At 64.8% G+C, this 14453-nt stretch carries 13 protein-coding genes; 10 read left to right on the forward strand and 3 right to left on the reverse strand.

Translation table 11 applies throughout. The annotated features are described in order from the left end of the window. Positions 1-272: 272 nt before the first annotated feature. From BST38_RS24915 to BST38_RS24935, 5 genes are all read left to right on the forward strand, one after another. Positions 273-1655 (forward strand): nucleotide sugar dehydrogenase, encoded by a 1383-nt coding sequence (locus BST38_RS24915; protein WP_083146175.1) that lies wholly within the window; start codon positions 273-275, stop codon positions 1653-1655. A 32-nt stretch (positions 1656-1687) separates the two neighbouring features. Then, entirely contained in the window at positions 1688-2689 is a 1002-nt protein-coding gene (locus BST38_RS24920) for an NAD-dependent epimerase/dehydratase family protein (protein ID WP_083146176.1), read from the forward strand. A 152-nt stretch (positions 2690-2841) separates the two neighbouring features. Then, positions 2842-4128 carry a glycosyltransferase gene (locus BST38_RS24925; protein ID WP_083146177.1) on the forward strand — a complete coding sequence of 429 codons (1287 nt, stop codon included), beginning with the start codon at positions 2842-2844 and terminating at the stop codon, positions 4126-4128. 73 nt (positions 4129-4201) lie between these two features. Continuing rightward, complete coding sequence (locus tag BST38_RS24930) at positions 4202-5482, forward strand: glycosyltransferase (protein WP_083146178.1); 1281 nt, start codon at positions 4202-4204, stop codon at positions 5480-5482. Further along, on the forward strand, positions 5479-6753 hold the full coding sequence (locus BST38_RS24935) for a glycosyltransferase (RefSeq protein ID WP_083146179.1): 1275 nt from the start codon (positions 5479-5481) through the stop codon (positions 6751-6753). The genes BST38_RS24930 and BST38_RS24935 overlap by 4 nt, the downstream gene beginning before the upstream one ends. Here BST38_RS24935 and BST38_RS24940 read toward each other — a convergent pair. Beyond that, the gene (locus BST38_RS24940; RefSeq protein WP_083146180.1) at positions 6735-7568 is read right to left on the reverse strand and encodes a rhamnosyl O-methyltransferase; all 834 of its coding nucleotides are present in this window, start codon (positions 7566-7568) and stop codon (positions 6735-6737) included. The two genes, BST38_RS24935 and BST38_RS24940, sit on opposite strands and share 19 nt — an antisense overlap. Before the next feature lie 118 nt (positions 7569-7686). Next, positions 7687-8751 (reverse strand): NAD-dependent epimerase/dehydratase family protein, encoded by a 1065-nt coding sequence (locus BST38_RS24945; RefSeq protein WP_083146181.1) that lies wholly within the window; start codon positions 8749-8751, stop codon positions 7687-7689. A 270-nt stretch (positions 8752-9021) separates the two neighbouring features. Here BST38_RS24945 and BST38_RS24950 point away from each other — a divergent pair, with 270 nt between their 5' ends. Next, positions 9022-10005 (forward strand): class I SAM-dependent methyltransferase, encoded by a 984-nt coding sequence (locus BST38_RS24950; protein WP_420872540.1) that lies wholly within the window; start codon positions 9022-9024, stop codon positions 10003-10005. 132 nt (positions 10006-10137) lie between these two features. After that, positions 10138-11265: a TylF/MycF/NovP-related O-methyltransferase gene (locus tag BST38_RS24955; RefSeq protein WP_083146201.1), complete on the forward strand. Its 1128-nt coding sequence runs from the start codon at positions 10138-10140 to the stop codon at positions 11263-11265. Positions 11266-11274: 9 nt separating this feature from the next. Here BST38_RS24955 and BST38_RS24960 read toward each other — a convergent pair whose 3' ends face one another. Next, positions 11275-11775 (reverse strand): DUF2505 domain-containing protein, encoded by a 501-nt coding sequence (locus BST38_RS24960; RefSeq protein ID WP_083146182.1) that lies wholly within the window; start codon positions 11773-11775, stop codon positions 11275-11277. Between the two features lie 79 nt (positions 11776-11854). On the opposite strand from BST38_RS24960, the gene BST38_RS24965 reads away from it, so the two are divergent. The 3 genes from BST38_RS24965 (at position 11855) to BST38_RS24975 (ending at position 14447) form a co-directional block, all read left to right on the forward strand. Further along, positions 11855-12613 (forward strand): class I SAM-dependent methyltransferase, encoded by a 759-nt coding sequence (locus BST38_RS24965; RefSeq protein ID WP_237160911.1) that lies wholly within the window; start codon positions 11855-11857, stop codon positions 12611-12613. Positions 12614-12628: 15 nt separating this feature from the next. Next, positions 12629-13897, forward strand: a complete 1269-nt coding sequence (locus tag BST38_RS24970; RefSeq protein WP_083146183.1) for a glycosyltransferase — start codon at positions 12629-12631, stop codon at positions 13895-13897. A gap of 319 nt (positions 13898-14216) precedes the next feature. Further along, positions 14217-14447, forward strand: coding sequence for an MbtH family protein (locus tag BST38_RS24975; RefSeq protein ID WP_083146184.1), 231 nt, complete (start codon positions 14217-14219; stop codon positions 14445-14447). The last annotated feature ends 6 nt before the right edge of the window (positions 14448-14453 follow it).

Genomic DNA, 14453 nt, shown 5'->3' on the forward strand with positions numbered 1-14453 from the left:
CTCTTCATTTTTCTGACGCCATTGCACGGGCGCAGAGTAGCAGCACGAGTCTGCGCCGGCGGCTGTCTGAGCGAACTCGATCGGACAAAAGGCACGCGGCGGCCCGGTCCGTTCCTCGGCGTGCGCACCGCGGGCCGGGATCTTCGCCAAAAATCTCATTCCGAGACCATTGACGCATCCGTTAGTTAGACTGCCGCCGGTAGCCGAACCTCGCGGGAGGGGCTGAAGGGCACCGAACGGCACTGGAAGGCACCGGAAAGGCTTGGTACCGCATGGCTAGGGGCGCGTTCGGACGCAGCGACGCCGAGATCGATCTGCTGGTGCGCGGCATGCGGTCGGGGATCGCCGTCGTCGGGTTCGGCTATATCGGCACCGTGATCGGTGCCGTGCTCGCCGACCGCGGTTGGCCGGTGACCGGGATCGATGTCCGGCAGAGCGTCGTCGACGACATCAACATGGGCAGGACGGCGGTCGCCGAGCCCGGGCTCAGCGAGATGGTGGCCAACACCGTGCGGATCGGCCGGTTGCGCGCCACAACGGATTTCAGCGCGATCGCCGACAACGATTTCGTCATCGTGAACGTCGGCACCCCGCTGGGTCCCGACTACGAACCCATCGTCGACGACATCAAGGCGGCGGCACGCGCCCTCGGTGAGCACCTGCAGCCCGGCCACGTGGTGATCCTCAAGAGCACAGTGCCCCCGGACACCACCGAGACTCTCGTCCGTCCGATCCTCGAAGAAACCTCAGGTCTGCGCGCCGGTGTCGACTTCGGGCTCGCGTTCTGCCCCGAACGGCTCGCCGAAGGCCAGGCGATCCACGAGCTGACCTCGATTCCGGTGGTCGTCGGTGCGGTGGACGAGTGCAGTGCCCGCGCCTGCGCGACGTTGTGGCGTCACGCCCTCGGGGTGGAATCCGTCATCGTCGAGGACCCGCGTACCGCCGAGATGGTCAAGCTCGCCGACAACGTCTGGGTCGATCTGAACGTCGCCCTGGCCAACGAACTCGCGAAGATCTGCGACAAGCTCGGGATGGACGCGCTGCAGGTCATCGACGCGGCCAACACGATGCCCAAGGGCGGCAGCCCGGTCAACATCCTGCGCCCGAGCATGGGGGTCGGCGGGTACTGCCTGACCAAGGATCCGTGGTTCGTCAACCACCTGGGACAGTCGCTCGGCCTGGACCTGTCGATCCCGCGCACCTCGCGGACCGTCAACGACACCATGCCCGGCTATACCTACAGCCTGCTCGAACAGCTTCTCGCCGACCAGGGCAAGACCGTGGCGCAGAGCAAGGTCGCGGTACTGGGAATCGCGTTCAAGAACAACACCGGCGACTGCCGGCTCACTCCGACGAAGTACATCGTCTCGCTGCTCGAGGAGTCGGACTGCGACCTGTCGATCCACGATCCGTGGGTGGCGGACGAGGAAGCGTTGTCGGTGACCAGCATCCCGATGACCCCTGACATCGAGTCGACGGTCAAGGATGCCGACGCGCTGGTCGTCCTTGCCGGACACCGCGAGTTCCACCGTATTCCGCTGACGCGGCTCGCCGAGCTGACCTCACCGAAGTGTGTGTTCCTCGACGGCCGCAACAGCTTCGACCCAGCAGCGGTGCGCGCGGCCGGTTTCATCTACAAGGGGATCGGCCGCTGACGCGGCACCCTCTGCGAACGGAAAGAGAAAGCATGTCCAACGTCGTCGTCACGGGCGGCTACGGTTTCGTCGGTACCCACCTGGTCACCGCGTTGCTCAAGCGCGGAGACTCGGTCACAGTCTTCGACTACGCGAAGAACACCCGCGACACCAGCCTCGGCTTCGACGGGCACCCCGGGTTCCGCTTCGTTCAAGGGGATGTGACCGATCCGCAAGCACTCGCCGCGGCGATCACACCTGATGTCGACACGGTGTTCCACCTGGCCTCGGTGGTCGGTGTCAACAAGTACGTCGAGAACCCGCTGCGTGTCGTCGATGTCAGCGTGATCGGCACCCGCAACGTCCTTGAGTTGTGCCACAAGCACGGCGCCCGGCTGGTCTTCACCAGCACCTCCGAGGTGTTCGGGAAGAATCCGAACACGCCCTGGGCCGAGGACGACGACCGTGTGCTGGGTTCGACCAGGACCGCCCGGTGGAGCTACAGCACCAGCAAGGCGATGGCCGAGCACATGGTGTTCGGCATGCACGACGCCTACGGGTTGCCGGTGACCGTCGTGCGCTTCTTCAACGTGTATGGGCCGCGCCAGAACCCGATCTTCGTGATCTCCAAGAGCATCCACCGGATCCTCAACGGCCGTGAACCGTTGCTCTACGATTCCGGCGACCAGACCCGGTGTTTCACCTACGTCGACGATGCGATCGCCGGCACACTGCTCGCCGCCGACAGCGATGCGGCGATCGGCGAGGTCTTCAACATCGGCAGCATGACCGAGACCTCGATGCGCGACGCCGTCGATCTGGCGATCAAGATCGCCAATGTGGATTCGGTGTCGAGCACCGCGGCCTTCGACACCGCGCAGAGCTACGGTGCGCGCTACGAGGACATCCCGCGCCGCGTCCCCGATTCCACGAAGGCGCAGCGCGTTCTGGGTTGGCGGTTGCAGGTCGACCTCGAGGAAGGGCTCCGCAGAACCATCGACTGGGCACGCGCCAATCCGTGGTACCTCGAGGAACCCGGCGCGGACACGGCCTGACGCCGAGCGGACATGGGTTTGACTCTTGAGGGGGGACTTCCGGCGTCGTCCGCCACGTATATGCACGTTCGGTACCGGCCGCAGGTGCTGGGCCGGAGGCCTTCGCCTGCGTGGCTGCGTGGCCGGGGATTGAAGGGGACGACGTCTTCGCGATGAGAGTAGTGCTGGCAAGCTGGGGGAGCCGCGGCGAGATCGAGCCGGTGGCAGCTGTTGCCCGTGAGCTGACGTATCGCGGGCACGATGTCCAGATCGCCGTTCCGCCGGACCTGGTCGAGTTCACGGCGTCGGCCGGTTTGAACGCGGTCGCATACGGGCCGCACTGGCATCCGTTCAGCGACGCGTACCGGGACTACTGGTCGTCGTTCTTCCGCCAGCCGTGGCGAATTCCGAAGTTGGGCCGGATGTGGCGAGAGGTCTCCGATCCTCTGATGAAGGCCCGGCCACAGATCAGCGACCGGTTGTGCTCGCTCGCGCAGGGAGCCGACCTGCTGCTCACCGGGATGAACTTCGAAGAGACAGCCGCCAATGTCGCCGAGTACCACGACATTCCGCTGGCGACACTGCACTGGTTCCCCTTTCGTCCCAACCGGCATCTGATGCCGTTCCTGCCGGCGGCGCTGGGAGCGCCCGCGATGATGACGTTCGAATGGCTTTCCTATCTGGGGGCGAAGCGAACTGAGGATGCCCAGCGACGCCGACTGGGGCTGAAGAAGGTCAACACCCCTTGGCAGGTGCGCATCGCCAGGCGCGGTGCGCTGGAAATCCAGGGCTATGACGAGGTGTGCTTTTCGGGGCTGGCCGACGAATGGTCGCAGTGGAATGCACAACGCCCCGCGCGCAGGCCGTTCGTCGGGACGCTCGCGCTTGAGCTCGCCACCGACTCCGACGAGGAGGTCCTGTCGTGGATCGCGGCGGGTGCTCCGCCCGTCTTCTTCGGGTTCGGCAGCATGCCGCTGACGTCGCCTGCCGAGACGATCACGATGATCGCGTCGACCTGTGAGCGGCTGGGGCAGCGCGCCCTGATCGGTACCGCGGGCGGCGATTTCGGCGATCTGCCGCAGTTCGAGCATGTCAAGGTCGTGGGTGTGGTGAACTTCGCGGCCATTTTCCCGGTCTGCGGCGCCGTGGTGCACCACGGCGGGGCTGGTACCACCGCCGCGAGTCTGCGCGCGGGGGTACCCGCGCTGATTTTGTCGATGGACCTCAACCAGGCGCTCTGGGGCCGGCAGATGAAGAAGCTCGGCGTGGGGTTCACGAGGCTGTTCTCGAGCACGACCGAGGAGTCGCTGCTCGAAGACCTGCGCCGCATTCTGGCACCCGAGTATGCGGCGGCAGCCCGCGATGTCGCGTCTCGGATGACCAAGCCCTACGAGAGTGCGGTGGTCGCCGCTGATCTGGTCGAGGAGTATGTCCGTGCGAAATCGGTCGGCTCATCATGACGGCTGCCTCGGTGGCGCCTCCGCGCTCTGTGCTGCGGAGTGCATTCGACAAGCGAAAGGCCTCTGACGGGTCATGAAGTTCGTACTGGCAAGTTGGGGAAGCCGCGGGGAAGTGGAGCCGTGTGCTGCAGTGGGCCGCGAGTTGGTGCGCCGGGGCCACGAGGTTCGTATGGCTGTTCCGCCGGATCTGGTGAGTTACGCCGCGGCGGCGGTGCCCGAGACCGTCGGGTTCGGTTCGGATCTGCAATCGATGATGGACGCCTACCGCGATTTCTGGACGGGATTCTTCCGGCGACCCTGGCAGCTCCGTGAGATGAACAAGCTGCTGCACGAGATGTGGCAACCCCTCAACGAGAGTTGGGGCGAGATGAGCAGGACGTTGACCACGCTGACCGACGGTGCTGATCTGCTGCTCACCAGCAATGTCGGCTTCGAGGTGCAGGCGGCCAATGTCGCCGAATATCAGCGGATCCCGCTGGCCACCCTCCACTGGTATCCGATGCGGCCCAATGGCCAGTTGGCACCGTTCCTGCCCGCGCCGCTGGCTCGCTCGGCCATGGCCACCTACGACTGGCTGTCGCGCGGGGGGTGGGCGAGGAAGGTCGAAGCCGAACAACGCCGTGAACTGGGGTTGCCCAAAGCGGGCGGTCCGTGGCCACAGCGGGTTGTCGACCGTGACCCGCTGGAGATCCAGGCCTACGACGAGGTGTGCTTCCCCGGTCTGGCTGACGAGTGGTCGACGTGGCGTACCCAGCGTCCGTTCGTCGGCGCGTTGACACTGGAACTGGACACCGACGCCGACGACGAGGTCGCATCCTGGATCGGCGCGGGCGCTCCGCCGATCTTCTTCGGCTTCGGCAGCATGCCGGTGGAATCGCCCTCGGAGACGTTGGCGATGATCGCGTCCGCGTGTGCGCGGCTCGGGGAGCGCGCTCTGGTATGTGCCGGTTGGGACGACTTCGGGAGCATCGACCAGTACGACCACGTCAAGGTGGTGGGTGTGGTGAACTTCGCGGCGATCTTCCCGCTGTGTCGGGCCGTGGTCCACCACGGGGGTTCGGGTACGACCGCGTTGGGCTTGCGGGCGGGGGTCCCGACGTTGATCCTGTCGACCGACGCGAACCAGGCTTTGTGGGGATCGCAGATCAAGCGACTCAAAGTCGGTACCGGACGGCGATTCTCGGGAGCCGACGAGGAGACGTTGGTGTCCGACCTGAGGACGATCCTGCAACCGCGATACCGCACCCGCGTCCGCGAGCTCTCCACCCAGATGACCAAACCCGCCGAGGGAGCAGCGCTGGCGGCCACCCTGGTCGAGGACTTCGCACGATCGAAAACGGTGGGGGCCCGATGAGATTCGTCCTGGCAAGCTGGGGCAGCCGCGGTGAGGTCGAACCGTGTGCAGCGGTCGGGCGCGAGCTACTGCGGCGCGGTCACGAGGTGCAGATGGCGGTCCCACCCGACCTCATCGACTTCACCGAGTCCGCCGGTATCCCCGCCGTCGCGTACGGTCCCAAACTCCAAGACATCGTGGACGCATACCGCGACTATTGGACATGTCTGTTCCGCACGCCCTGGAAGATCCGCGAGTTGGTCCGGTTGAACCGCGCCATCTCCACTCCGCGCGCGAGTTGGGCCGGCATGAGTACGACGTTGACGGCACTGACCAAAGACGCTGACCTGTTGTTCACGAGTAACCTGGCCTTCGAGCGGCTGGCCTCCAACGTCGCTGAGCATCAAGGCATTCCGCTGGCCACCCTGCACTGGTTCCCGACCCGTGCCAACGGCCAGGTGCTGCCGTCCATCCCCGCGCCGTTGTTGCGGCGGGCACTCACCGTGTACGAATGGCTGTCGCGGGGCGGTTCCGAGCGCAAGGTCGACGCCGCGCAGCGCCGCGCGCTGGGCCTGCCGAAGGCCAAGGGGCCGTGGCCCTGGTGGATCGCCGCCCGGGGAGGTCTGGAGATCCAGGCCTACGACGAAGCCTGTTTCCCCGGCCTGGCGGCCGAATGGGCGAAATGGGGTGACACACGGCCGTTCATCGGCACGTTGACCATGGAACTGCCGACCGACGTCGACGAGGAGGTCGCGTCGTGGATCTCCGCGGGGACACCACCGATCTTCTTCGGGTTCGGGAGTATGCCGATAAAATCCCCGGCGGACACCATCGCGATGATCGCCGGCGCGTGCGCACAACTCGGCGAGCGGGCTCTGGTCGGCACCGCCGGCGTCGACTTCGAGGACGTCCCTGCCTATGACCACGTCAAGGTGGTAGGAGCGGTGAACTATGCGACGGTGTTCCCAGCCTGCCGCGCCGTCGTACACCACGGTGGCACGGGTACCACCGCGTTGGGTCTGCGCGCCGGGGTGCCGACACTGATCCTGTCGACGGACATGCACCAGACGCTTTGGGGAGCTCAGCTCAAGCGACTCAAAGTGGGTGCGGCGCGGCGATTTTCGGCGACGAACGAGAAAACCCTGACAGATGACCTGCGCACGATCCTGGCCCCGCGGTACAGCACGAATGTCCGCGAACTGTCGAAGCGGCTGGCCACGCCCGCTGAGAGCGTGGCCGGTGCGACCGATCTGCTGGAGGAACTCGCGGGCCGCTACGCCCGGACCAGATAGCCTCTCGGCGCCCAGGTGAAGCCGAACTTCGCCTCGCGCTCTTCGTCGTGGATGTAGTCGTTCGGGAATTCCGACTCGTACGCCTCGATGGCTTCGTAGGGCCCAGGCCCCCACCCCGGCGCAACCGGATGCCCGTTGAGGACGGAGTCCTCGACCACGAGGTAATCGCCGCTCGACAGTATGGGACGCAATGCCTTCATCTCGGCGAGCACATGGTCCTTCGAGTGATCGCTGTCCAGGATCGCGAAGATCTTTCCCGGATACTCCTTCTTGAGCGCCCGAATCCGGTCGGCAACCTCGGAGGCGGTGGACGAGGATTCCATGAAGATGACGTCGGGATCGCGACGCGCTTCCGGCCGCAGGCGGGAATGGTCGATATCCACCGAAAGAACTTTGAAAGGCTTTCCGATCTCCCTCATCACGCTCGCGAAGAAGAGGGCCGAACCGCCACAGAAGGTGCCGAACTCGACGACCAACGACGGCTGCTGGTCGTGCAGTACCTCCTGGTAATTCCACATATCGCTGACGGACTTATAGCACTCGATTCCCATCCAGGTGGTTTCGTGCCATACCAACTTGTTGAAATACCACTTGTTGTACTCCTCCGGCTCCGCGCCGGTGGACTTGTAGGTATAGAGCGAGTAGACCTCGGGGTTGTAATAGATCACCCGAAGCCTGTGCAGACGTTCGGCGATCTCGTTGAATGGTTTCGCAATCCGCGTGGCCGCAGTGCTCGAAATCCGCCGGGCGGCACCTAGGATATCCGTACCGGACGCCGAACCTGCGCCAGCGTATTCCTCGCTCTGCCAACTCATTACGACATCCTAACAGTGCCCGAAGTGGGCAAATCGAGTTTTATGATATTGGGTCCGAACCTGGTCGAACGGACTGTTGCCGAGAATTCCCCGTCGCTCACGCTTGACGCAATCTGCGCTAATCCGGCTGGGTGGCAATCCAATTCAGGAGTGCATTCAGACCGTCTTCGAGGTACCACTTCGGACGCCAATCCAGTTCCTGCATCGCGGAACGGATGTCGCACTTGGCCGCTCGCACATCGCCGTCCCGAAACTTCCCGACGACGCTGGGTTCGGGCGCACCGCAGAGAGCCGCGGTCATCGTGGCCAGCTCGTGAATGGTGGTCGGCACACCGGAACCGATGTCCACCCGGCGTGTACCGTCGGCAGGGCGCCGGATCGAGGCGAAAAGTGCATCGACGACGTCGTCGATGAATACGAAGTCCCGCACGATTCTGCCGTCTTCGTACACCTCCAGGGGAAGGCGCTGGCGCGAAAGGCGGGCGAAGAGCGCGACGATGCCGGTGTACGAATTCGTCAGGGATTGCCCGGGGCCGTATACGTTCTGCAGGCGCAGAACGCTGAGATTGCTGTCATGAGCCGATGCCCACGCCGCCAGAATGTGTTCCTGGGCGAGTTTGGTCGCGGCGTAGACGTTGGTCGGTCGCGGCTCTGTCTGTGTGGCCGCGCTCGCGATCGGCGCGGCTTCCTCGCCGGAAGGGCCACGGGGATCCCACTGTCCAGCCAGCAATTGGGCATGGTCGCGTGGGGACGGATAGAAGACGTGCTCCCCGGCCCTCCATGCGCCCTCGCCGTAGACGGCTCTCGAAGACGCGAGAACGAAATGCTCCGGGACGTAGGCCGCCCGACTCAGCGCGTCGAGGAGTTGCGTCGTACCCACCACATTCACCGCACCGTGCCGCGTCGCTTCCGAGAGTGACTGAGCGGTACCGGTTTCGGCTGCCAAATGCACGATCTGGGAGGGCCGGAACAACCGGAGCACGGCGTCCCAGTCCGGAGCGTGGGTGACGTCGCCGGTGAAGAAGCGCACCGCCGGTGGAAGGTCCACCGCGACGTGTTGGCCGTGCACCTGTGGATGCAGGATGTCCATCACCGCGACGTCGTAGCCGGCATCGACAAGTCGACGCGCAAGCGCGGACCCGATGAATCCCGCCCCGCCACTGATCAGTACGGATGTCGACATCAGCTGCCCCTTTCGGTTTCCTCTGGAGGAAACGAGGTGACCTACACGCGATCCCAAGGGTGCGGTCCGGGTAATAATACCGGGAGCGTCAATTATAGGGATGCGGGTTCACCCGCATGCGGAACCAGTCAGCGATGGCGCGCACGAGCGAGTGAAACAGGGGTGCTGATGGTTGCCAGTGATCGTCGGTCGTCAGACCACACGAACCTGCATCGACTGTGGAGGCTGATCGCCATCGCCATGGCGGTCGGTGTGGTTGCGGTCGCACCCATGACGTTGGTGGTGGTCGGGGTGGCGGCTGTCCTGCTCGTGTGCGGACGCATGGTGTACCGCGGTCGAGACCGCTTCATCCCGAACCTCTACTCGCGCGACATCTCGGTGTACGAGGCTGCCTATCGCACCTTCATCGCAGACTCGCTCACGTCCCTGCGAGACCGCAAGATCCCAGGGCACACCCTTCTGTGGGAGGCGTCGAGGCTGCCGGCTCCGTCGCGAGATACGGCCGACGAGTTGCTGCTCGATCTGGGGGTGTGGATCGGATGGTCCACAAGGCTCACCGCTGAAGCGTCGGGTCGCAGGGTCTACGGATTCGACACGTTCACCGGGCTTGTCGAAGATTGGCAGATCGATGACCACGTCGTCATCAACAGCGGGACGTTCTCCCTGGCGGAACCTCTTGCGCGGCAGCTGATGCGCGATACCGGGGTTGCCCTGGAGGACGGGGTTCCCAGCGCGCTCGGACGTGACGTGCAATTCGTCAAGGGAAGTACCTACGACACGCTGGCTCCGTTCCTGGCCGCTCGACCCGACGTGCCGATTCGGCTCTTTCACATGGACCTCGACACCTATGAGAGCTGTCTGCATGCGCTGGAGACCTGTAAGGACCGTTTCGTCGAAGGGTCCATCCTCGTCTTCGACGAATACCTGGTCACCAACGGCGAGATGCGGGCGTTCTACGAGTTCCAGGAAAAGTACGGACTCGAATGGCGCTACCGCGCCTGGGGTCTGGAAGCCATGGAGATGAACGTCCGCATGGTCAGATCGCCCGTCAAACGGCTCTGGTACTACACGGACTGGATCTCCCGGTATTGGTTGAGGGGGGACGGTCGCTTTGTGTGGCAGTTCGTCGACAAGCGATTCTGGCGCTTCTGGCTGGGTGCGCCGGCAGGGGACATCGCGTTCATGCTCGGTGCCGCGGGCCAGCGCAAGTCTGTGAGCCTGGAGATCACCGGACTGGGTCGGCTGGGTGAGTAGTGATCGACGTGCCACGCGCTGACGCGCGGAGCGCCCGACCAACAATTTTCACATCCGTCAGTATCTGGGCTCGAGTGGGCCAAAATTCCGGCTCGACGCCCTAGTCTGCTAGCCGAGAGCTTGGAGGAAACGGTGAGCGTAGTCGACGGACACACAGCGGACCGCACGAGAAAGCGGCCCGTCGATCGGACCACGCTCCATCGCGTGTGGCACGCGCTGCTGGCGGTGATCGTGCTCGCGATCGCCACGCTGTGCTACTTCTTCCCGGTCCTGCTGGCCGTGCTCGGCGGCCTTGCGCTGCTGCTCGGCTGTGCCCGGCTGATCTACCGGGGCCGCGACCGCTACATCCCCAACCTGTATGCCCGCGACACCCGGGTCTACGAGGACGAGTACCGCGGGTTCATCCGGCAGACGATGGAGAGTCTGCGACGGTGTAAGACACGCGATCACGTGCTGTTGCGCGAGGCGGCGCAGCTGCCGCCGCCGTCGCGCGAGGACCCCGAGGAACTACTCCTCGACCTGGGGGTGTGGATCGGATGGTCGACCCGCCTGGCCGCCGACGCCAGCGGCAGGCAGGTGTATGGATTCGACACTTTCGAGGGTCTGGTCGAGGACTGGCAGGTCGACGACCAACTCGTCATCAAGCGCGGAACCTTCTCGCTGACCGAGCCACTCGCGCAGCGCTTCATCGCCGACACCGGCGTGACCCTGCAAGACGGTCTGCCGCCGGCGTTGGGCCGCAAGGTCGAGTTCATCAAGGGGATGACCTACGACACGCTGGCGCCGTTCCTCGCCGAGCGGCCGGATGCGCCGATCACGTTGTTCCACATGGATCTCGACACCTACGAGAGTTGCCTGCACGCACTGGAGACCTGCAAGGACCGCTTCGTCGAAGGATCCGTCCTGGTCTTCGACGAGTACCTGGTGACCAACGGCGAGATGCGCGCGTTCTACGAATTTCAGCGCAAGTACGGGCTGCAGTGGCGCTACCGCGCGTGGGGCTTGGAGATCTGGGAGATGAACGTCGAGATGGTCACCTCCCGCTGGAAGCGTTTCGCGTACTACCTGATCCTGATCACCGGGTACTGGAGCCTCGGAGACGGGCGGTACGTGTGGGCGTTCTTCGACAAGCGGTTCTGGCGGTTCTGGCTGGGCGCTCCGCTCGGCGACATCGCGTTCATGCTCGGCGCCGCGGGTCAGCGCAAGTCTGTGAGCCTGGAGATCACCGGGCTCGGTGCGCTCGGCGCTGACGGCCGATAGCCTACGGCGTCAACGGTTCTCGTCGATCCAGGTGGTGGTGAAATCCATCACCGACGGGATGTTTCTGGCGAGGTCGGTTCCGATGGCCTTCTCCAGATTCCCCGCCATCAGCGGGATCTTGACCTCGACGCGGCCGTCGAACCGCAGCGCGGAACCGGTGGCGGTCGGCTCGAGTCTCGTGGTGGCGTCGCACGATCCCAGCCCGCCCGAGACCGACACCGCGATGTGGCCCGCGACCACCTGTTCCCTCGGCGTCCAGGTCTCCTGGTAGCGCATCGTCACGTCACCGGGCAGGAGTCTGGCCACCATCCCCGGCAGCAGCTGACGGCCGACGTCGAGGGTGTAGCGCACCACGATCGTGCCGTCGTCGCCGACATCGAGATCGTCGAGGGTCGTCACGGCCTCGCTCGTGGCGAGCCGATCCCGCCAGTAGTCCTCGCTGCCGAACGCGGCGTGGATCTCATCGACCGGAGCCGTAGAGTCTGCCGAACCGGTGAACGCTCGTGCCATCGGTGCCTCTTTTCTTGAAGTCAGCCGCAGTTGGCGTGTTTTATGAACAGGATCGTCAATTTACGGGCAGGATCGTCGCGTGAGTATCAATAACGGGCTGGTGATGTTGGCAGACGCGCTGCCGGGCATGAATCGGATCAAGGCTGTGCAGCGCGCGCTCCACGGTCGCACGAATCCGGTGTACCTGGAGATCGGTGTGTCGCGGGGCCAGGCGTTCCAGAAGATCAGCGCCGATGTGAAGATCGCGGTCGACCCCGCGTTCCGGCTGACCCAGCGCACCCGTGAACTCGCCGATGCGAAGGGTCGCGAGACCCACTACTTCGAGACCACCAGCGACGACTTCTTCGAGAACCAGGCCGATTTCCTCGAACGGCATCCCGTGGACGTCGCGCTGATCGACGGCCTGCACACCTACGAACAGGTGGTGCGCGACGTCGAGTACACGGTGCGCCACCTTCGCGAGGACGGCGTCATCTTCCTGCACGACTGCAATCCGCCGTTCGAATTGGCCGGCCGGCGCGCGGAGTCCTGGGAGGACTTCATCGCCCAGCAGAAGGGGCCGCTGGTCATCGGGCTGTGGAACGGCGATGTGTGGAAGGCGATCGTCCACCTGCGCAGCACCCGTCCCGATCTGATGGTCGGTGTGCTCAAGTGCGACCAGGGCGTCGGCTTCGTCCGCAGGGGAACTCCGGAATCGACCCTGTCCTACACACCAGAGCAGGTCGCGGCGCTGACCTACGACGACCTCAAGGCTGACCGGAAACGCCTGCTCAACCTGAAGCCGCCGCGCTACGTCGACGAGTTCCTCGCGGCGGGCGCCGGCTCGTCACCCAAGTAGGCGCGGCCGTACACGATGAGATTCGTATTGGCGACCTGGGGTAGCCGCGGGGACATCGAGCCCTCGGCAGCCGTCGGTCGCGAGTTGGTGCGCCGCGGCCACGACGTCACGATGGCGGTCCCGCCCGATCTGGTCGGTTTCACCGAGTCGGCCGGGATCGAGACGGTCGGGTTCGGGCCGAAGGCCGAGAGCATCCTCGATGCGCACCGCGACTTCTGGACGTGCTTCTTCAGCACTCCCTGGCGGTTGCGGCGGATGTTCCGGTCACGCGTCGAGATCGCCGGACCTCTGCTGGAGGGCTGGCAGGAGATGAGCGACACCCTGGTGGAGTTGGCGGACGGGGCCGACCTGATCTTCACCGGAATCAACTTCGAGGACGCCGCCGCCAACGTCGCGGAGCATTACGACATTCCGCTGGCCACGCTGCATTACTTCCCGCTGCGCCCGAACAGCCGGATCCTGTCATCCCTGCCCGCGCCGTTGGCGGAGGCCGCGGTGCGGGCGTTCTGGTGGCTGTCGTGGCGGGTGACCAAGAAGGTCGAGGACACCCAGCGCAGCGCGCTGGCGTTGCCGCAATCGACCGGGTCGGCGCCGCGACGCATCACCGAACGCGGGTCACTGGAGATCCAGGCCTACGACGAGGCGTGCTTCCCGGGGCTGGCCGAGGAGTGGTTGGAGTTCGCGGCGCAGCGGCCGTTCGTCGGGACACTGACGCTGGGGTTGGCGACAGATGCCGACGCGGACGTCGTCTCGTGGATCGACGCGGGGACGCCGCCGATCTACTTCGGCTTCGGCAGCATCCCGGTCGAGTCGCCCGCCGACACCGTGGCGATGATCAGTTCGGCCTGCGCGCGGCTGGGTGAACGAGCACTGATCGGGGCAGCGGGTAGCGATTTCAGCAAAGTCGCGGTCTCAGACCACGTGAAGGTGGTGAGCACCCTCAACTACCCGGCGATCTTTCCCAAATGCCGCGCATTGGTCCATCACGGTGGATCGAGTACCACCCCGATCGGCATGCGCGCCGGTGTTCCGCAATTGATTCTGTTCTGGGATATGGTGCACGCCGTCTACGGCGGGGCGGTCAAGCGTCTGAAGGTCGGTACCGCCCGCCGATTCTCGACCGCCACCGAGGAAACCCTGGTGGCGGATCTGCGCGCGATCCTTGCCCCGGACTACGTCGCACGTGCCCGCGAGCTCGCCACCAAGATCACCGAACCTGCCAAAAGCGCAGCTTCAGCCGCTGATCTGCTGGAGATGGCCGTCCGGGCGCAGCGTGTCGAGTAGCGCCCTCGGGCGTGGCGGCGCGGATTAGCTCGTGACGGAAAAAATCTTCGAGAACGTGAATATTTGGCAGCCGCACCGCTACCATCCGTAGCGGAAGTGAGCGACCGAACGCGCTGACAGACCCGATTCCGCAGTCACCGCGGCAATGGCCCCACCAGACGCCGCGGCGTCGACGACCGATACGGAAAGCGAATTAGCTGTAACCCGCCGAATATGCGTGATTTCCGGTGACAACGGTCACAGTCAGTGACAGGGGTCACAGGCAGCAGTAAAGTTGGCAAACTGTTACTGGTACGTCAATAACGAGTATGGAGACGCGTTGAGCACCAATCCGTTCGACGACGAACAGGGCAGCTTCTTCGTCCTGGTCAACGACGAAGGGCAGCACAGCCTGTGGCCCACCTTCGCCGACGTTCCCGCCGGCTGGCGGGTGACGCACGGTGCGGCCGGCCGCGTCGAGTGCCTGGAGTACATCGAACAGAACTGGACAGACATCCGGCCCAAGACTCTGCGTGAACGGCTGGCAGCGGGCGGAGTGTCCGATAAGTAGAGCGGG

Source organism: Mycolicibacterium parafortuitum (assembly GCF_002086815.1).
In the GTDB taxonomy this organism is placed as follows: Bacteria; Actinomycetota; Actinomycetes; order Mycobacteriales; family Mycobacteriaceae; genus Mycobacterium; species Mycobacterium parafortuitum.